Origin of the sequence: Clostridium sp. CMCC3677, from assembly GCF_023845585.1 — a bacterium.
Classification (GTDB): domain Bacteria; phylum Bacillota; class Clostridia; order Clostridiales; family Clostridiaceae; genus Clostridium; species Clostridium aquiflavi.
In genome coordinates this window covers 290,614-310,827 of sequence record NZ_JAMQHS010000002.1, presented here as the reverse complement: position 1 = coordinate 310,827, position 20,214 = coordinate 290,614, and the positions used below count along the sequence as shown (strand labels likewise).

17 protein-coding genes are annotated in these 20,214 nt (G+C 27.4%); all 17 read left to right on the top strand.

What is annotated here, in order from left to right; all coding sequences use genetic code 11:
- The first annotated feature begins 267 nt into the window (after window positions 1-267).
- Window positions 268-2,985 carry a 4-hydroxyphenylacetate decarboxylase large subunit gene (gene hpdB / locus NG901_RS03425; protein ID WP_252212341.1) on the top strand — a complete coding sequence of 906 codons (2,718 nt, stop codon included), beginning with the start codon at window positions 268-270 and terminating at the stop codon, window positions 2,983-2,985.
- A 6-nt stretch (window positions 2,986-2,991) separates the two neighbouring features.
- On the top strand, window positions 2,992-3,276 hold the full coding sequence (gene hpdC, locus NG901_RS03420) for a 4-hydroxyphenylacetate decarboxylase small subunit (RefSeq protein WP_252212340.1): 285 nt from the start codon (window positions 2,992-2,994) through the stop codon (window positions 3,274-3,276).
- Between the two features lie 93 nt (window positions 3,277-3,369).
- The gene (locus NG901_RS03415) at window positions 3,370-4,638 is read left to right on the top strand and encodes an MFS transporter (RefSeq protein WP_252212339.1); all 1,269 of its coding nucleotides are present in this window, start codon (window positions 3,370-3,372) and stop codon (window positions 4,636-4,638) included.
- Window positions 4,639-4,678: 40 nt separating this feature from the next.
- A complete protein-coding gene (gene hpdA, locus NG901_RS03410; protein WP_252212338.1) occupies window positions 4,679-5,620 on the top strand; it encodes a 4-hydroxyphenylacetate decarboxylase activase in 942 nt (313 codons plus the stop codon).
- 588 nt (window positions 5,621-6,208) lie between these two features.
- Window positions 6,209-7,078 (top strand): DegV family protein, encoded by an 870-nt coding sequence (locus NG901_RS03405; protein ID WP_252212337.1) that lies wholly within the window; start codon window positions 6,209-6,211, stop codon window positions 7,076-7,078.
- A gap of 425 nt (window positions 7,079-7,503) precedes the next feature.
- On the top strand, window positions 7,504-7,740 hold the full coding sequence (locus NG901_RS03400; RefSeq protein WP_252212336.1) for a hypothetical protein: 237 nt from the start codon (window positions 7,504-7,506) through the stop codon (window positions 7,738-7,740).
- A gap of 110 nt (window positions 7,741-7,850) precedes the next feature.
- Window positions 7,851-9,827, top strand: coding sequence for a YgiQ family radical SAM protein (locus NG901_RS03395; protein WP_252212335.1), 1,977 nt, complete (start codon window positions 7,851-7,853; stop codon window positions 9,825-9,827).
- Window positions 9,828-9,967: 140 nt separating this feature from the next.
- Entirely contained in the window at window positions 9,968-10,090 is a 123-nt protein-coding gene (locus tag NG901_RS17090; protein WP_286673929.1) for a hypothetical protein, read from the top strand.
- Entirely contained in the window at window positions 10,087-12,093 is a 2,007-nt protein-coding gene (locus NG901_RS03390) for a methyl-accepting chemotaxis protein (protein ID WP_252212334.1), read from the top strand. The genes NG901_RS17090 and NG901_RS03390 overlap by 4 nt, the downstream gene beginning before the upstream one ends.
- A gap of 302 nt (window positions 12,094-12,395) precedes the next feature.
- Window positions 12,396-12,683, top strand: coding sequence for a hypothetical protein (locus NG901_RS03385; RefSeq protein ID WP_252212333.1), 288 nt, complete (start codon window positions 12,396-12,398; stop codon window positions 12,681-12,683).
- Between the two features lie 298 nt (window positions 12,684-12,981).
- Entirely contained in the window at window positions 12,982-13,737 is a 756-nt protein-coding gene (locus NG901_RS03380) for an exodeoxyribonuclease III (RefSeq protein WP_252212332.1), read from the top strand.
- A 32-nt stretch (window positions 13,738-13,769) separates the two neighbouring features.
- Window positions 13,770-14,111 carry a hypothetical protein gene (locus tag NG901_RS03375; RefSeq protein WP_012450725.1) on the top strand — a complete coding sequence of 114 codons (342 nt, stop codon included), beginning with the start codon at window positions 13,770-13,772 and terminating at the stop codon, window positions 14,109-14,111.
- Window positions 14,112-14,160: 49 nt separating this feature from the next.
- Entirely contained in the window at window positions 14,161-15,276 is a 1,116-nt protein-coding gene (locus NG901_RS03370; protein WP_252212331.1) for an alpha/beta fold hydrolase, read from the top strand.
- Between the two features lie 164 nt (window positions 15,277-15,440).
- A complete protein-coding gene (locus tag NG901_RS03365; RefSeq protein ID WP_252212330.1) occupies window positions 15,441-17,399 on the top strand; it encodes a GTP-binding protein in 1,959 nt (652 codons plus the stop codon).
- Window positions 17,400-17,563: 164 nt separating this feature from the next.
- Window positions 17,564-17,797, top strand: coding sequence for a TIGR04540 family protein (locus NG901_RS03360; protein WP_252212329.1), 234 nt, complete (start codon window positions 17,564-17,566; stop codon window positions 17,795-17,797).
- Window positions 17,798-18,073: 276 nt separating this feature from the next.
- On the top strand, window positions 18,074-19,453 hold the full coding sequence (locus NG901_RS03355) for a cation:dicarboxylate symporter family transporter (RefSeq protein WP_252212427.1): 1,380 nt from the start codon (window positions 18,074-18,076) through the stop codon (window positions 19,451-19,453).
- 265 nt (window positions 19,454-19,718) lie between these two features.
- Window positions 19,719-20,024 (top strand): hypothetical protein, encoded by a 306-nt coding sequence (locus tag NG901_RS03350; protein ID WP_252212328.1) that lies wholly within the window; start codon window positions 19,719-19,721, stop codon window positions 20,022-20,024.
- Window positions 20,025-20,214: the final 190 nt, after the last annotated feature.

Sequence of the window (20,214 nt, the reverse complement as noted above, 5' to 3'; positions counted from 1 at the left end):
TAAGTTGTATATTGTTTTATTTTTTGTAGGTATTTATTACAACTTTGGTTTAATTATAAGAATGATATTGAGGACATAGAATTTAAATATAAAGGCAAATAAAAAATAAATTTCTAAGTTGTAGGTGAAGTTTTGATTTCATCTAAATAGAAATTTGTATCATGGAATAGCACCTGTTATATTCTTGAATTATTAGGAATATTATGGATGCTGATTTCAAGATAAAAAGTAATTATTATGCATATAAAAAGGGAGGAGTATTATGATATGAATAAAAAAGTAAAGTTAGCTGATATTTTAGCTGAAAAAGGGTTACCAATTAATTTTCAATTTGGTGGAGATGCTCCAGAAGAAATGACAACACGTGAAGTACAAAAAGAGCCAACTCCTAGAGCTAAAAGATTAAGAGAAATTTATTATGACACTTTATCTACTGCAAATACTGAATTCCCATATTGGTATAACAGAAGATGGAATGAATTAGAAGGTGAAGTAGATATAGTGAGAAGAGCTGAATCTCTTAAATGCGCTTATTCTCATTTAACACCTAATATTATACCTGGTGAAAAATTAGTTATGCAAAAAACTAATTATTATAGAGGATCATTCCCAATGCCTTGGCTTTCAGAAGGCTTTTTTGTAGCTAAAGAAGACGAATTATACAAGGAAGCTTTAAATAGAGGTAGTGCTAGTGCTGGAGAGTTAAGTAAATTTGGTACTGGTGGAGGAAATGTTACTAAAAGTTTTGGTAAAGTAGTTTCTATAGCAGGTAAATTTGGAATGAGACAAGAGGAAATACCTGTATTAGTTAAGCTTGCCAAAGAATGGGTTGATAGATCTGTAGATGATTTGGGACATAAATATGAACAAATGGTACCAGACTATGAAATAAAAGAAAATATCATGAAATCTTTAATTTGTATGTTTGATTCAGGTTTTACATTACCTCAAGGAAGAGAAGTTGTAAATTACTATTACCCATTACAATATGGTTTTGATGGATTAATTGATATGGCTACTGAATGCAAGAAAAAAGTTGCTGGAAATGCCGATGGAGACGGACTTGTAGGTATGGACCGTCTATATTTTTATGAAGCTGTTAAAATAACTTTAGAAGGTATTCAAAATTGGATATTAAACTATGAAAAGCATGCTAGAGATTTAGCTGCAATTGAAAAAAATGAGGCTCAAAAAGAAGAATATCTTGAAATTGCTGAATGTTTAGGCTGGATTTCTCATAAACAACCACGTACATTTAGAGAAGCTCTTCAATTGACTTATATTATTCACATAGCAGTAATCAATGAAGATGCTATTTCTGGATTATCACCAGGAAGAGTAGGACAAGTATTATATCCTTGGTTTAAACAAGATATAGAAAATGGAAGAATAACAGAAAAAGAAGTATTAGAACTTTTAGAGCTTCATAGAGTTAAATTTACATGTATTGATTGCTTTGCTTCAACAGGTGTTGTTGGAGGCGTTCTTTCAGGAAATACATTTAACAATTTAACTATTGGTGGGCTTAAAAAAGATGGAAGTTCAGCAGCGAATAGATTGGAATATTTAATAGTAGAAGCAGGTATTACATGTTCAACACCTCAACCTACATTATCATGTTTTTATGATGAAAAGTTACCAGAAGAATTCTTACTAAAATGTATTGAATGTGACAAAACAGGTTCAGGTTATCCAGCTTGGATGAATAATCGTGGTGCAATAGAATTTATGATGAATCAATATGGTGATGAAGGAATGACCATTGAAGAGGCAAGGTCAGTTGCAATAGGCGGATGTCTTGAGACTTCTCCTTGTACTTGGAAAGAACTTACTCTAAACGGAGAAAAATATGATATTCCAGGCGGAGCAGGACAGCCTACTTCTGTTGGAGTACACTTTATTGCTAATCCAAAGGTGTTAGAACTTGTACTGACCAATGGAAAGGATTACAGAACTAATTCACAAGTGTACCCTGCGCATAATAAAAAACTAGAAACATTTGAAGAATTAGTTGACCAATTTAAAGAGTATTATAAAGTGACTTGTGATGTACTTGCTAAGACTAATAATATTCAACATGATGTTTGGCGCAAAAAAAATATGTCAATTGTGAATTCATTATTAAAACCAAATTGTTTAGATACAGGTAAACACATTGGGAACTTAGGATATAGATTTAATGCAACTTACAATATAGAAAGTTGTGGAACTATTAATACCATAAATAGTTTAGCGTCATTAAAGAAGCTTGTATATGATGACAAAAAATATACCCTTGACGAAATGAAAGAAGCAATGCTTAATAACTTTGGATTTAAAACTGCAGAGGAAATAGGAAGCTATTCATTAGCAGACCAAGAAAAAGCTGATATTAGTTCTAAATATGACGATATTTATGGAGAGTGTTTATTAGCACCTAAATATGGAAATGATGATCCATACGTTGATGATATATTAAAGAATTATGAAGATTGGTTCTGTGATGTATGCCATAATTATGAATCATTATATGGCAAGAAGATGTATGCTTGTCAAATTTCTGTTTCAACTCATGGAGCACAAGGGGCAGCAACCCTTGCAACTACAGATGGACGTTTGGCTGGTACAACTTATGCAGATGGATCTATGTCAGCTTATCCAGGAACAGATAAGAATGGACCGTATGCATTATTTACATCTGCTACAGTTTGGGATCATAGCAGATCTCAAAACTCACAAATGAATTTGAAGATTCATCCAAGTGCAATTAAAGGAGTAGAAGGATCTAAGAAGCTATTAGATTTAACACGCTCTTATATGAGAAAAGGTGGATATCACATTCAATATAATGTTGTAGATTCAAAGGTATTAAAGGAAGCTCAAGTTAAACCAGAAAATTATAGAGATTTAATGGTTCGTGTTGCTGGATTTACACAATACTGGTGTGAAATTGGTAAGCCAATACAAGATGAAGTTATTTCAAGAACTGAATATGAAGGGGTGTAATAAAAAATGGCTAATGAAAATATGAAACACAATGATTGCTTAAATTTTTCATCAATAGATGCAGCAAAAGGAATTTGCAGAATATCTAATCAAATGATATTTATAGATACACCTATTTGCAATAATTTTAATGAAGCTCACAAGTGCAGAAATTGTGCTAATTTTAAGAATCCTGATAAAGATAATATGGGAACTTGTACAGGGTTAAAGATCGAAGCTTGGACATTTGGAGATTTAAGTGCCGCTACTTGTGAAGGGTATAAAAATAATAAATTAGATGATAAAAAATAATAACTGAAAGATAACCAAATATGATTTGAAAATTAAAGAGAGTGTGCTAAAACTTAACATACTCTCTTATTACTTTAAAAAAGGAGTAAAAGTATGGAACAAAAAAATGCTAATCATTTAGGTCATATGGTTGTACTAGCCTCATGGCTAGCCGTTTTTTGCTTATTTGGTTTCAGATCAACTTTCTCTGTATTGCAAGTGCCAATGTCACAAAATTTAGGCTGGCAATCTTCGCAGCTTACTTTGGGATATTCTTTAATGATGACAGTTTATGCAATTACTGCTTATTTTAGTGGAATGATAATTGATAAGTGGGGAACAAAGCCTGCATATGCAATAGGATCAGTATGTGCTTGCCTAGGCTTTTTTGTAACAAGTTATGCTCAAAGTTATTTAGGTTATTTAATTCCATACGCTATTTTTGCTGGAATTGGAACAGGTATGCTTTGGGTTTCATCAACTGTTTCTGTACGAAAATGGTATGTAGGAAAATCTTATGCTAGTATGTGGGGAATTGCATTTATGGGAGCTCCAGTAGCTCAAGTAGTATTGAGTCTTCTTGTTAAACAAGTACTTAATTTTACAGACTGGAGAACTGCAATGAGAGGATTAGCAATAGTAGTTCTTATTGCACTTATAATTGCAGCAGCTGTAGCAAAGAAAAATCCAGAGGACTATGAACTTGAACCTTTTGGAATAGATTCTATTAAGTCAAATGTTAATAAAGATTCAGGAAAGATTTGGACAGTAAAAGAAGCTTTTAGTATATTCCCAATTTGGGGAGCTATTTTAACTTTTTTAGGCAGTATGCTTGGAGAGTTTTTAATTTGGACTCAAGTGGTTAAATTTTGGAATGTTGATGTAAAAATGTCACTAAGTACCGCAACTAATCTTTATATAATAATAGGAATAGCAGGAATATTTACTATGCCTATTATGGGAAGAATAGCTGATAAAATGGTTGGAAAATACAATAATAACGAAGCTAAAGCTAGAAAAGTTATGTTAATATTTGCACCTATAATTGGATTATTGGCTTGTGCATTTTTACTTATGACTAAAAAATCTATTGTATTTGGAATAATATCTTGTATTCTTTTTGCTATATATTGGGCAATAGAACCAGGTGGTGTAGCAGGATACGCAGGTTCTATATATGGTAATAAAACATTGGGTAAAATATGGGGACTTGCAACATTAATAGTAATGGCTATAGGTCCAGCAGTTGGTAGTTTCATGGGTGCATATTTATATGATTTATCAGGAAGCTATTTTAATTCAATAATATTTGCAGCTTGTGCATTTGTTTTTTCAACAATTGTTGCAATTATGTTACCACTTTCAGTTAAGAACAATAAGTAAATTATTAATTTAAAATATTGTTATAAGGAGGGGAACATTTATGCATAAAGATAAGGGATTAATTTTTGATATTCAAAGTTATTCTGTACATGATGGTCCAGGATGTAGAACTAGTTGCTTTTTTAGTGGTTGTTTTTTAAAATGCGAATGGTGTGCAAATCCAGAAAGTTGGACCAAAAAAGAAAAAATAATGTTTGCCGAAGGAAAGTGCAAGTATGACCAAGGATGTAAGAGATGTGAAAAAGCTTGTGAAAAAAAAGCAATATCTTTTAAAGATGATAATTCATTAAATATTGATTGGAGTGTATGTGAAAATTGTACTAGCTTTGAATGCGCTAAAGTATGTTATAATGAAGCATTAAGAATTTGTGGAAAGTATTACACCGTAGATTCTTTGTTAAAAATTTTAAATAGAGATAGGCAATTTTGGGGCTCAAATGGAGGCGTTACATTTAGCGGGGGGGAACCTTTTTATCAAAATGAGTTTTTAATAGACACGTTAAAAAAGTGCAAAGAAATGTATATTAATACTGCAATTGAAACTACAGCATTTGTAGATACAGATATATTTTTAGAAGGAATGAAATATGTAGATTTTGCGTTTATAGATGTTAAGCATATGGATAGCAAAAAACATAAAGAAAAAACAGGGGTATATAATGATTTAATTCTTAAAAATATAAAAGAACTAATAAATTCTAATTGGCAAGGTAGATTAGTTATTAGAATGCCAGTTATTCGTGATTTTAATGATACTGTAGAAAATGCAATAGCAACAGCTGATTTTATGAATGGTTTAGGAATTTATGAAATAAATTTACTACCATTTCATAGAATGGGAGATTCGAAATGGACTCAACTTGGAAAAAAATATAGCTATAGTAATGATGAACCAACTAGTGAAGATAAATTAGATGAGCTTCAAGACATATATTTAGATAGAAAAATAGCATGTTATGTTGGAAGTGAAACAAGTTTTTAAATAATCATACTAAAACAGAGTTTAGTTTAAAAATTAAATTTTATTAGTATATTTTAACAATAGTACTTGTAGTATAATATTATTAAGTAAGCATACAATTAAAGGAGATTAATTGTAAACTCCTTTAATTGTATTTTTTTATTCTTTAGGAAATTATATTGTTGGACAATATGAGGATAACTTTTATAATACTGTATTTTAAAGATATAATTTGAATACTCCTAAAGAATAAAAAGAGCAGCATAGAATTTATGCGATTATTAAGTTAGAAATGTAAAATATCAATGGTTTCTTAGCTGCCTTAACAATTTTATTTTATTTTAAAGTATAATTGTTAAAAAAATGATAAAGATTAATGATATAGATATTTTTTTACAAAAGTGTATGAAAGTAAAAGTATAAATATAAAACAGTGGATTTTCCACACAAAATTATTATTTTATAATACATAGTTTAATAAGGTTATGATATAATTTACATAATTAGAGTTTTATTATAAAGTGTAAGATTTAATGAATATCTTTATAGATAAAAATTTATTTTATAATATGCAGTATGAAATTAAATAATAGTAAGGATGTAGGTTTTATGAAAAAGTTTATTATAACAACAGATACAACAGCAGATTTACCAAAAGAATATTTGGATAAAAATAACATAGGATTACTAACAATGTCATTTCAAATGGACGGCAAGGAATACGTAGGAGATGAAATTTTAGATATAAAAGATTTTTATGATAAAATGCGTTCAGGATCAATGCCAACAACAGCTCAAGTGAATCCAGAACAAGCAAAAATGCAATTTGAAAAATATTTAAAAGAAGGATATGATGTACTACATATTTCTTTTTCTTCAGGACTTAGTGGAAGTTATAATAGTACAAGAATTGCATCTATTGAATTAGAAGAATCATATCCTGATAGTAAAGTTATAGTTATAGATTCATTAAGTGTTTCATCAGGTGAAGGACTTTTAGTTTACAAAGCAGTAGAATTAAAGAAAAATGGCAAAAGCATAGAAGAAATATCTACTTGGCTTGAAGAAAACAAGCTTAATGTTTGTCAATACTTTACAGTAGATGATTTGAATCATTTATATAGAGGTGGACGTGTATCAAAGACTACTGCTATTCTTGGGACTGTAATAGGAGTAAAACCAATCATTCACGTAGACAATGAAGGAAAACTTATACCTATCGCTAAAACAAGAGGTCGTAAACAGTCATTATGCAAGCTTCTTGATAATATGGAAAAACTAATGGGCACATATAAATCAGAAAATAATATTATATTTGTAAGTCATGGTGATGCAGAGAAAGAAGCAGAAATTGTAGCAAATAAAATTACAGAAAGATTTGGAATAGAATCTATTATGATTAATACTATAGGACCTATTATTGGAACACATTCAGGCCCTGGAACAGTTGCAGTGTTCTTTATGGGAGAAAATAGATAGCTTAAAATACAGTCTATGGTTTGTAGAATGTTAATATATGCATAAGTAAAGCTTATATGGATTAATTGAACTTAAGGATACTAAAAACAAGTATAGTTCCGTTAAAACACTATTTTGCTTATTACATATATCAAAATATAGTGAAAAATAAGATACAATTAAAGTAAGGGGATTTTACACTTTAATTGTATTTTTTATTCTTCAGGAAATTATAAAAATATTAAATCTGTGGACAACTTCTAAAATACTGTGCTTTAAAGGTATGAGGAGTACCCCTAAAGAATAAAAAATAATCATATACCGCACCATTATTGCTGCACTGCGCTTGGAAAGGATGCATGGCTAAAAAATCGACGACTATAAAGTCGTCTTGGAAATCTTGTTATAAATAATTATGAGAAATTATATAAAAAGGGGAGAGATTTGTGAACCAAAAATCATTTATTGGAAGTATTGCAATTATTTTTGGAGGAATTTTATTATCATTAGAATTATATTGTTTAAAATTTATTCAATTGTTTGAAAGTATGGCGTTTGGAAGCTGTTATACTAATGCATGGGAATATATAAAGACAGTACCTATTTTATTAGCATTGATAATAACAATCACTATTATTGCTTATGGTGTTATATTAATTAATAAATCAAAAACTGAAATTTAAGAATAAAAATAATTAATAATACTGTAGCCTGTAAATCTTGACTATATAAGCTTTAAACTATAAACTAATATGGTGATTGTAGAATTATATTAATTTAAGTAGGTGAAAAGATGACAACAAATGAAAAGAAATTTTTACCCATAAATAAAAAAGATATGGAAGAGAGAGGCTGGAAGCAATTAGATTTTATAATTGTTACAGCTGATGCTTATATAGATCATCATAGCTTTGGAACTGCTATTATTTCAAGAGTATTAGAAAAAGCAGGATATAAAGTTGGCATAATAGCACAACCCAAATGGAAGGAAATTGACGACTTTAAGAAATTAGGGAAACCTAAATATGCATTTTTGGTTAATGGTGGTAATATGGATTCTATGGTTAATCATTACACTGTTAGTAAAAAGCTTAGAGATAAGGATTTTTATTCTCCAGGCGGTGAAATGGGATTAAGACCAGATAGAGCTACAATAGTTTATTGTAATAAAATAAGAGAAGCGTATAAAGGCGTTAACATAGTTATAGGTGGTATAGAAGCAAGTTTAAGACGTTTTGCTCATTATGATTATTGGAGTGATAAGGTAAGAAAATCAATGCTTATTGACAGTGGTGCAGACTTACTTGTTTATGGAATGAGTGAAAAGCAAATGGTCAAAGTTGCAGAAAAATTAAGCTTAGGAATACTAGCTAAAGACATTCATGATATCCAAGGAACATGTTATGTTGTCGAACAAATAAATAATTTAAATGATTATATAGAAATTCCATCATATAAAGAAGTTTGTAATGATAAACTTAAATATGCAGATGCAAGCAGAGTACAATATCTAGAGCAGGATCCTGTAAGAGGAAAAATAATTGTACAAAAGCATGCCAATAAGTATTTAGTTCAAAATATACCTGAAATGCCATTAAATAGGGAAGAATTAGATAGCGTCTATGATCTTCCTTATATGAAAAATTATCATCCGATTTATGAAGGAATGGGTGGTATTTCAGCAATTGAAGAAGTGAAATTTAGTACAGTAAGTTCTAGAGGATGTTTTGGAAATTGCAATTTCTGTGCAATAACATTTCATCAAGGAAGAATAGTTCAAAGTAGAAGTAAAGAATCAATATTAAATGAAGTTGAAGAAATAACTAAATTACCTGATTTTAAAGGATACATACATGATGTTGGGGGACCAACAGCTAATTTTAGAAAGCCAGCTTGTAGTAAACAGCTAACCTTAGGTGCATGTAAAGCTAAAGAATGTTTATATCCAAGTCCTTGTAAAAATATGGAAGTAGATCATAGTGAATATTTAGATTTACTTAGAGCTATTAGAAAAGTTCCAAAAGTAAAGAAAGCTTTTGTAAGATCAGGCCTTAGATATGATTACATAATGGCAGACAAAGACGATACATTTTTTAAAGAATTGGTTGAATATCATGTTAGCGGCAAGTTAAAAGTTGCACCAGAGCATGTTTCAAAAGATACTTTAAGATATATGGGAAAACCATCAGGAAAGACATATGATAAATTTACAGAAAAATTTTATTCAATAAATAAAAAATTAGGTAAAAAACAATTTATAGTACCATATTTAATGTCAAGTCATCCAGGAAGTACACTTAAAAATGCAATTGAGTTAGCAGAATATTTAAGAGATATAAATTATCAACCAGAGCAAGTTCAAGACTTTTATCCAACGCCAGGAACGTTATCTACAACTATGTATTATACTGGTTTAGACCCATTAATTATGAAGGAAGTTTATGTTCCTAAAACTAAACATGACAAAGCTATGCAAAGGGCGTTACTTCAATATAAAAATCCAAAGTATTATACATTAGTATATGAAGCTTTAGTTGAGGCTGGAAGAGAAGATCTTATAGGAAATGGTAGTAAATGTTTAATAAGAGATAAAAGACAAACTAAAAAATTCCAAGAAGATAAAACTCGTAATGGAAATAGAGTGGGAAACAAAAGTAAAAGTTATGGTGATAAATCAAGTAAATTAAAAAAAGAAAAGAATGAAAGACAATCTAAAAAACAGACTGTTAAGCTAGGTAAACGAAGCACTACTAGAAATAAGAGAAAATAGATATAGACAAATATTAGATAGCTTATATTTTATAAAACTTACGAATATATTGTCGATGAATTAATATAATATATTCGTAAGTTAAATTTGTAATAATTGAAATATAATGGTATTATGTAATTATATAGGAAACCGCTTACATGTTTAAAACGTTAGTTATAAATATATTAATAATACTATTTTTATTAGATAATTTTTATACAAATGCTTTAATGAATCAAATAATGCAAATTAAAAATTTAATTAAAGGTGGTAAATCATGAAGAGTAACAAGAGTATAAAAGCAAATTTAATTAAAAAACTATCATTGGGATTTGTACTGGTATTTGGCATAGCATTTTTAGGGACATTCTTTGTAGTTCAAAAGACTTTATCTGAAGTAAAGCTCTCTTGTATGAAAAAGATGATAAATGATGCTACAACTATAGTACAAGACAAAATAACTGGAAAAATTAATGTGGTAAAAACTATTGCCTGTGATGGTATTGTATCTAATATGGATTTTACAATTGATGAAAAAAGAGAGCTGTTAAGTAATTATCAAATGAATTTAAACATACGTTCTATAGGAATAGCAGGATTAGATGGTAAACTAGAATCAACTGATAATTATAAAGAAGATATTTCAGAAGTAGAATATTTTAAAAAAGCTCTTAATAATGAAATATATATAAGTTCTCCAACGATTATAGATGGAACCAATGAACAAATAGTATTTGTTGCAACACCATTAAAAAATGGACAAGATATAGTTGGGGTTATGACATGTACGTTTGACAGTGCGTTTTTATCAAGAGACATAAATAATTTAAAGTATTTAAGAATGACAGGAATGTCTTATATATTAGATGGTACAGGCACTATAATAGCATCTGAAACAACAGAAGATGTTATTAATGGTAAAAATATGATGAGTGAAGAAAAAAACAATCCTACATTAAAAGAAATTGCTTTAATTCATGAAAAGATGGTTAATGGTGAAAGTAACGTAGAAAAATACATGGAAGATGAAAAAAAATATATAGCTTACGCAAGTATTCCAGGAACACCAGGATGGTCCATAGCTTTAGAGGTAAATGCTACTGATGTTGATAGAGAAGAGTCTATTATAATAAGCTTATTCATCGGAGTAACTTTAGTAGGAATTTTAGTACTTGTAATTATAATATATATAATTGGTCAAGCTCTTGGAAAGAGACTGAAAAGATTAAAAGATGATATAGAAGTTTTAGAAAATGGAGTATTTAATAAAGAATTAGATGAAAAAGAATTAGTAAAAAATGATGAGATTGGTGAAATTAATAGATCATTAAAGAAAACTAAAGAATCAATTAGGGGAATACTTAAAGGTGTGAAGAATGATTTAATAATATTAAATGAACAATCTGATGTATTAGAAAACACATCAATGCAAATATCCTCTGGATCAGAAAATATAACAATATCAATGCATGAATCAGCAAAAGCTAATACAAGTCAAACAAGTGAAATCATGAAAATTAATAATGAAATGAGGAATTTTGGAGAAAACATTGATTATATGAACAGCAATATAGATAAAGTAGCTGAAATTTCTTCTAATATAGAATCAAAACTTGTAGAAAGCAATAACACTATAAATGACTTAAATAATTCTTTAACTAACTTTGATGGGAGTTTTAGTAAGTTTAATGATGATATAGTAGTTATGAATAAGAAAATAGCATCAATTAAAGGTATAACATCTACTATAAATGAAATAGCAGAACAAACTAATCTTTTAGCATTAAATGCAGCAATTGAAGCAGCTCGTGCAGGCGAAGTTGGAAAAGGATTTAGTGTAGTAGCGGATGAAATAAGAAAGCTTGCAGAACAAAGTAAGGAATCTGTAAATCAAATTGGAAATATAATTGTTAATGTTCTTGAAGAATGTAATAATATGATACAATCAAGTACTGATATAAATTCAGAAGTTGATAATCAAAAAATAAGCATTAATAATACTATAAATTCATTTAATAATATTACAGATTTACTAAATGAAATCACACCTAAAATACAAGAAGTATCTAATATTTCTAATAACAATAATAAGAAAAAAGATATAATTTTAGAAGTTATAGAATCTGTAACTGCAATTTCAGAGGAACTAGCTGCAAGTACAGAAGAAGTTGATGCAACTGCTCAAGAGTTTAATGTTTCAAGTAAAGATATCAGTACTGTTTCAGAAAAATTAGCTCAATTAATAGAAGAATTAAATGAAGAAGTAAACAAATTTATAATATAAGATAATATGAATAGCCACCCAAAATGATTAAATAAATTATTTTAGGTGGCTATTTCATAGTACCTTAAAGAAATATAACTTTAAATTAAATGATGGAATAAATGAAGTTTTAGATATAATTTTAAATGGTATATTAAGAAAATAAATTTGTATAACAATGAATTAAAACATTAATAGTTAATAATAATAAATACAATGATATTTATAAATAGTGTAAATAAAAATACTGTTGACTATAAGTAAAAATAGGTAAATTTGAATAAATTTATATGATATAATTATACTAAAAGGGGATGAAAACTATGAAAATTGAATTTTGTCTTGCAGAAAGTGGAGAAATTATATTTACTAAAGAGTCTAGAGATTTAAAGGATATAATAGAGGTTATTACTAGAGTAGGAACTGAAATCAATTTAACCTTTAGTAAGGATGATTTCATTCATGGATATGTTCAAAATATTTTGTATCAAGCTAATGCAGAAGAAAATGATGAAAGCATTAGGATATATATTTCAAATGATTGCAAAAATTTTAAAAATACAGCAAGAATATCTGCAGAGCATTTAAGCAGTGCAAAACTTAAAAGTTAATTAGAAATGTTAATTAACTATAAAAAAGCATTAAATTAAGGAGTGTACAATTTTGTTTTGAACACTCCTTAATTTTAATTAAAAATAATATTTTAATATAGTTAGTTATTAGATAAAAAAAGAATAGAGATTAAGGTAAAATGTGTATTTGTAAAAGTGATAGTTTACTTTAAAATTTATATAAAATGCGCTAAAAGACTTAAATTTATAAGAGGTTTTTTTATGTAATTAATATAATATTTATGTTATTATATCTATATTAGTTAAAATAATATTAATACTTATAAGGAGAAATCGTATGAAAAAATTAATTTCATGGAATGTAAATGGATTAAGAGCTTGTGTAAAAAAGGGCTTTGTAGATATTTTAAAGGAAAGTAATGCAGATATATTTTGTATTCAAGAAAGCAAACTTCAAGAAGGTCAAATAGAATTAGACTTAGAAGGGTATCATGATTATTGGAATTACGCTGAAAAAAAGGGGTATTCAGGAACTGCTATTTTTTCTAAAGAAAAACCTTTAAATGTTTCATTAGGAATCGGTATAGAGGAACATGATAAAGAAGGAAGGGTTATAACATTAGAATTTGAAAAATTTTATTTAGTTAATGTGTATACTCCTAATTCACAACAAAAATTAGCTAGAATAGATTATAGAATGAGTTGGGAAAATGAGTTTAGAAATTACTTAAATGAATTAAATAAAGCTAAACCTGTTATAGTGTGTGGAGATTTAAATGTTGCTCATAAAGAAATAGATTTAAAAAATCCTAAGAATAATAGAAATAATGCTGGATTTAGTGATGAGGAAAGAGAAAAGTTTGGTGAACTTTTAAAATCAGGTTTTATAGATACATATAGATACTTTTATCCAGATAAAGAAGGGGTATATTCTTGGTGGTCTTATAGATTTAATGCGAGAGCTAACAATGCAGGATGGAGAATAGATTATTTTTTAGTTTCTAAAGATTTTGAAGATATGTTGGTAGATGCTAAAATACATACACAAATTGAAGGTTCTGATCATTGTCCTGTTGAATTAATAATAAAATAAATAATATTAATATGTAAGGAGATTTTTAAATTATGAAGGAACTTTTTAAAATAAAAGATTTAATATTTTACAAGGAAGATTTTTTAGATGACATAAGTGAATTTGAAGATATATTACCTATAATAAGAGAGTTTAGTGATAATCTTAATTATGAAAAAATAAAGGTAGCTGGTTCAAATGAATGTTGTGAAAAAACTAAAGAAAATTATTTCATTGAAATACATGGATATATAAACAAAGATGATGACTTTATAACAAAAGAAGAATTAGACAAAATGCCAATAGCTATTGATAGAAGTGAATTAGATTTATTTGTTATTAGAATTTATAAATGTACTAAGTGTAATAAATGGCTTATAGATATATTGGAATAACAGTGTATTTATAATTTCATATATTACAAATGAAGAGGTGAATAAATAAATGAGTTTATTAAATTATAAAAACAAATTAAATTATAAGGTATTATTATTTTTATTAATATTTTCTTTAAATATTATATTGAGTTTTAATTCAAATGTAGTTGCTTATGCTGATGAAAATGAAAAAATAGCAATTAATAGTCTAGTAATAGAAGAAGATGATTATGAAAAATCTATGAAAGGTATAGTAGAGCCATATCTTGACAGTAAAAGAACAGAAGGATATTTTAAAGTAAACGATGATATAAATATTTATTATCAAAAATATAAAGTAGAAAATTCTAAAGGGACTATTGTAATTAGTCATGGATTTACAGAAACATTAGAAAAATATAAAGAAATAATTTATTATTTTTTAAATAAAGGCTATTCTGTTTATGGAATTGAACATAGAGGCCATGGACGTTCTGGTTCATTAGGCGTAGTTGATGAAAGTCAAATTAATATAGAAGATTTCAACTTATATATTTCAGATTTCAAAGTATTTATAGATAATATTGTTAAACCTAGTCTTGGTGATGAAAAATTATTTTTATTTGCACACTCTATGGGTGGTGCAATTGGAACTAAATTTTTAGAAGAAAACCCAGGATATTTTGACGCTGCTATTTTAAGTGCACCAATGCTTGAAATCAATACTGGAAGTGTTCCTAGCTTTATAGCAAAATCTATATCTTGGATATGTACAACCTTACCATTTGGTTATAAATATGCACCTACACAAAAACCTTACAGTAATGAATATAGTTTAGAGGATTCTTGTACAAGCTCTGAACCAAGATATAAGTATTATTATGATATACAATCTAATAACAAGGAGTTTCAAAGAGGTGGATCTTCTTTTAATTGGTTAAAATCATCTTTAGATATAACAGAAGAAATCACTAAAAAAGAAAATGCTTCAAAAGTAAAAATACCAGTATTATTATTTCAAGCTGAGAAAGATACTTATGTGAAGCCAAAAGGACAAAATGAATTTTCTGAGTATGCACCTAATTGTAAACTTGTATTAATGGCTGGAGCTAAACATGAAATATATAGAGAAAAAGATGGAATACTAAAGGCATATTTAAATCAAATATTTAATTTTTATAATCAGAATTTATCAAATAATTAATGAAAATATATAGTCAATACACCTAATTAAAATATTAATTTTAATTAGGTGTATTTTTATTTAGACACCAGATTAGGATACTTTGTATGATAAATTAAGTAATAAAAGCATTATATGATATAATTTTAGTATGTAAATAGGAGTGTTCTAAAAGGAGAATTAATATGAAGAAAACAATAGGGATATTAGCTCACGTAGATGCAGGGAAAACAACTTTTGCTGAGCAAATACTTTATCATACAAAAAGCATAAGAACATTAGGACGAGTTGATCATAAAAATTCATTTTTAGATAAACATGATATAGAAAAACAAAGAGGAATCACAGTATTTTCTGATCAAGCTTTATTTAAATATAATGATAATGAGTATTATATTATAGATACTCCAGGACATGTGGATTTTTCAACAGAAATGGAAAGATCAATAGAAATAATGGACTATGCAATACTTATAATAAGTGGAGTAGATGGAATTCAAGCTCACACTGAAACCGTATGGGAGCTTTTAAGAAAATATGACATACCAACCTTCTTTTTTATAAATAAAATTGACAGAGAAATTGTAAATATAGAAAATGTATTAAACGATATTGAGACTAAATTAACCAATAATTTATGCTTAATTGATAAAGCTTTAAATGGAGATAAGATGGATACAAAATTAGTAGAATTTATTGCTGAAAGAGATGAAATTTTATTAGAAATATACTTAGATAGTGGTTATGATAAAAAATTATGGTTAAACTCTATGAAAAAACAAATTAAGGAAGGAATGATTTTTCCTTGTTTAAGTGGCTCAGCATTGTTAGATATGAATATAGATAATTTCATAGAAAAGTTAGATTTATTAACTTATACAAATTATGAAGAAAACGATGAAAATTTCAAGGGTAAGGTATACAAAATACGTTATGATGAAAAAGGAAGTAAAGTAACTTATATAAAAGCCTTAAGTGGAAGTATAAAAGTAAAAGATAACGTACTTAATACAGAAAATGAAATAGAATTTAATGAAAAAATAAATCAAATAAGAATATATAATGGTGATAAATTTACATTAGAAGACACTGTATATGCTGGAGATGTATTTGGTGTTGTTGGATTAACTAAATTTAAAATAGGTCATGGTATTGGAGAAGCAAATTTAAAGACTAATTACAATATAGTACCTACATTAAAATCTAAAGTTATATTTAATGAATCTATTAATACGAAGGAAATACTTTCATATTTTAAAATTTTAGAAGAAGAAGATCCAGGATTAAATGTATTATGGGATGAGGAATTACAAACCATAAACATACATATCATGGGAAAAATACAGTTAGAAGTTTTAAAGGAATTAGTTAAAGAAAGATTTAAACTTGATATTGAATTTGGAGACTGCCAAGTTTTATATAAAGAGACTATAGGAAATAAAGTAAATGGATATGGACATTTTGAACCATTAAGACATTATGCTGAAGTACATTTACAATTAGAATATGGAGAAAGAAACAGTGGAATAATATTTGAAAGTAAATGTCATGTTGATAATTTAAGTATAGGTTATCAAAGATTAATTGAATCTCATATTTTTGAAAAAGAACATAAAGGAATTTTAACCGGTTCTAAAATATGTGATGTAAAAATAACATTGATTAATGGAAGATCTCATTTAAAACATACTAGTGGTGGTGATTTTAGAGAAGCAACATATAGAGCAATCAGACAAGGCTTAGAGCAAGGAAATAATATTTTGTTGGAACCGTATTATAAATTAAAAATAACTGTGGAGAATGAGTATGTTGGAAGAGTGTTATCAGATATTCAAAGACTATCAGGAAGTTTTATTGAACAAGAAACTTTAGAAAATAAAACAATAATTTTTGGTAGGGGTCCTGTTGCAACTTTTATGAATTATAGTATGGAACTAATATCTTTTACTAAAGGAAAAGGTATTATTGCTTTAAGTTTTGATGGGTATGATGAATGTCATAATAGTGATGAGGTTATAGAAAAATTAAAATATAAAAAAGAAAATGATAGAGAATATACATCAAGTTCGGTGTTTTGTTCTAAAGGTCAGGGTTATATAGTAAAGTGGAATGAAGTAGAGAAGCATATGCACTGTTTGCGGTAAAATTATAATGCTATGAATTTTTGTTAGATTATATGATAAATATTAGATTAATTTAAATAAAAGAAGTAATTTAATATTTAAAGTCACTTTTAAGTATAGGAAACTTTATAAATGTATTATATAATAAGTTTGTAAATACATAATAAATTATTGGAGGAACCATTATGAGAACTATTTATAAGAATCCATCGGAATTAGCAACATGCTTAAAGGATTTTGTTGATACATACTTAGAGGGATTATTAACTTATGAGAAGATGGAAAGTAAAATATCTAAAATATTAGTAGCAAATAATGTATATAAGAATGGATTTGTATCTGTTAAATTATCAAATGTACTTGGAGAAGAAAGAATGGAAATTATTGATAAGATATATAAAGATATGCAAACAATTTAAGAAATTAATTTAAAGCGATACTAAGTGATTTAGTATCGCTTATTTTATTATATAGCTATTCATATATTAACACATATTTAAAACATAACCTATTATATAAATACTTGTAAAAATTTTCTGGAAGATTTATTTAGAATTAGATATTACAAATTACACAATATAAGAATTGTATAAAAAATATTTGTATATAAATTATATTGACATAATTAAAATTTCTAGGTATGATATAAATCATACTAAACCTATAGGAATAATAAACAAAGGATGGGGAATATGATGAACAGTACATTTTTAACAGATTTTTTAATGGTAACAAATTTTAAAACTATATTATTTATAGGAATTTTAATAGGAACGTTTTATTTAATAAAAGTTCTTGAGAGAAAAAAAGTGAATTTTTCTAAAAGAATGATTTTAGCAACTATTTTAGGATTGCTACTTGGAGGTGTGATACAAGTAGCAGCAGGATTACCAGAAACAACAGATAATATAACATGGATAGGTGAAGTTACAAAGTGGTATGGATTGTTTGGCTATGGATTTATGGATTTACTAAAGATGCTAGTTATTCCTTTAGTATTTCTTTCAATAATAAGAGTGATTATTAATATGAAAGAAGGCGAAAAATTAGGAAAACTTACATTTAGGTCATTATTTATTTTACTCGGTACAACTACAATTGCTGCTATAGTTGGAATTGTTATAGGAAATTTATTTAAATTAGGTGTAGGTTTTGGACCTATTCAAAATAATTCAGAAATGAAAGAAATAAGTTCTGTAGTTGATACTTTTAGAGGATTGCTTCCATCAAATCCAGTTAAAGCTATGGCAGATGCAAATGTTGTTGGAGTTGTTATTTTTGCAGGATTTATAGGAGCTGCAATGAATAGACTTAAAAAGAAATATTCTGATATAATAAAACCAGCTAAAGATTTAGTAGAAGCAGCATACAAAATTACTACAAGTGTAGCTATGACGGTAATTAAATTTATGCCTTATGCAGTAATAGCATTACTTGCAAATACAATTGCAGCAAGGGGAATACCAGCACTTATGAGCGTATTAGATTTCATAATAGCTTTATATGTTAGTATAGCTATAGTGTTTGTAATACATTTAGTGATAATAGCTCTTAATGGTTTGAATCCTATTAAGTATTTAAAAAATACAATGGAACCTTTAATATTGGCTTTTACTTCACGATCTAGTTTAGGTACATTACCTGTAACAATAGATACATTAACAGAAAAGGTTGGAGTAGATGACGGAATAGCAAGCTTTGTTGGAAGTTTAGGATCTAATGCAGGAATGAATGGATGTGCAGCTATATATCCAGCACTAATGGCAGTTACAATTGCTAATATGTCAGGAACACCAATGAATTTTAGCTTTTATGGAATGTTACTAGTAATAATAGTAATAAGTTCGCTTGGAATTGCAGGACTTCCAGGTACTGCTACTATGGCAGTGTCTGTAGTAATATCAGGTATGGGAATGGGAAATTATTTCTCATTAGCAGGTGGTATTCTTGCAATAGATCCAATTCTTGATATGGGTCGTACAATGCTTAATGTAAATGGAACAATGGTAACAGCTGTTACTGTTGCAAATAGTTTTGATAAAATAGATAAAGAAAAAATTATTAATAGTAAGTAAAAAGAATCCCCTTAGAATATACTGTATATTTTGAGGGGATTCTAATATGTAAAAATAATTATCTATTTAATGCTAAATTTTATGAATAATTAATAAATACATTTATTAAAAATGAAAGTATTGTCTTCAATATTGAAATTTTTTATGCAATAATTTATAATGAAAATCTAATTAGTAAATAAAATGAATGATAATATATCAAATAAATTAGCAACTCCATAGTTAAAACTTAAGATATATTATTTCACTAGAAAGAGGTGTAAAAATGGCGAAAAGAAACAGTAGAAACAATGATTTATTAAAAGAAACAAAAAGTACAACAACTCCTAAAGTCTATTCTTTATTGGTTAGCTTAGTTAATGAAGATAAAGAAGATTTAGCAGAAGATGTTTTAAAAATAGATTATTTATTAACATATACTAATAATTGTATTAAAGATAAAGATTTTAAAGAGGCAAAATATACATTGGAAATAATAGATAGAAGAATGGAAAATCTTAAAAATCAGAATGTAGATATAGAGCATTTAAATAATCTTTATGATAAATTAAATTCTCAAATAAAGAAATAGAAATATTTTACTTAAAAACAGAGCTAAAACAAGAAGCAAAGATTGTATAAATTTCTTTGCTTTTTGTTTTTTTAAATACATTAGATAAGTAGATTGTAAATTGAATCAATGATACGAATATAAGTTAAAATATTAACATAGTTAAAAGGAAAAAATAAAAAAAATCATTGTACAAATTTTCAGAATTTTG

Coding starts and splice junctions, on each gene's coding strand:
- hpdB (WP_252212341.1), top strand. CDS start 268: ATGAATAAAAAAGTAAAGTTAGCTGATATTTTAGCTGAAAAAGGGTTA.
- hpdC (WP_252212340.1), top strand. CDS start 2,992: ATGGCTAATGAAAATATGAAACACAATGATTGCTTAAATTTTTCATCA.
- NG901_RS03415 (WP_252212339.1), top strand. CDS start 3,370: ATGGAACAAAAAAATGCTAATCATTTAGGTCATATGGTTGTACTAGCC.
- hpdA (WP_252212338.1), top strand. CDS start 4,679: ATGCATAAAGATAAGGGATTAATTTTTGATATTCAAAGTTATTCTGTA.
- NG901_RS03405 (WP_252212337.1), top strand. CDS start 6,209: ATGAAAAAGTTTATTATAACAACAGATACAACAGCAGATTTACCAAAA.
- NG901_RS03395 (WP_252212335.1), top strand. CDS start 7,851: ATGACAACAAATGAAAAGAAATTTTTACCCATAAATAAAAAAGATATG.
- NG901_RS17090 (WP_286673929.1), top strand. CDS start 9,968: ATGTTTAAAACGTTAGTTATAAATATATTAATAATACTATTTTTATTA.
- NG901_RS03390 (WP_252212334.1), top strand. CDS start 10,087: ATGAAGAGTAACAAGAGTATAAAAGCAAATTTAATTAAAAAACTATCA.
- NG901_RS03385 (WP_252212333.1), top strand. CDS start 12,396: ATGAAAATTGAATTTTGTCTTGCAGAAAGTGGAGAAATTATATTTACT.
- NG901_RS03380 (WP_252212332.1), top strand. CDS start 12,982: ATGAAAAAATTAATTTCATGGAATGTAAATGGATTAAGAGCTTGTGTA.
- NG901_RS03375 (WP_012450725.1), top strand. CDS start 13,770: ATGAAGGAACTTTTTAAAATAAAAGATTTAATATTTTACAAGGAAGAT.
- NG901_RS03370 (WP_252212331.1), top strand. CDS start 14,161: ATGAGTTTATTAAATTATAAAAACAAATTAAATTATAAGGTATTATTA.
- NG901_RS03365 (WP_252212330.1), top strand. CDS start 15,441: ATGAAGAAAACAATAGGGATATTAGCTCACGTAGATGCAGGGAAAACA.
- NG901_RS03360 (WP_252212329.1), top strand. CDS start 17,564: ATGAGAACTATTTATAAGAATCCATCGGAATTAGCAACATGCTTAAAG.
- NG901_RS03355 (WP_252212427.1), top strand. CDS start 18,074: ATGAACAGTACATTTTTAACAGATTTTTTAATGGTAACAAATTTTAAA.
- NG901_RS03350 (WP_252212328.1), top strand. CDS start 19,719: ATGGCGAAAAGAAACAGTAGAAACAATGATTTATTAAAAGAAACAAAA.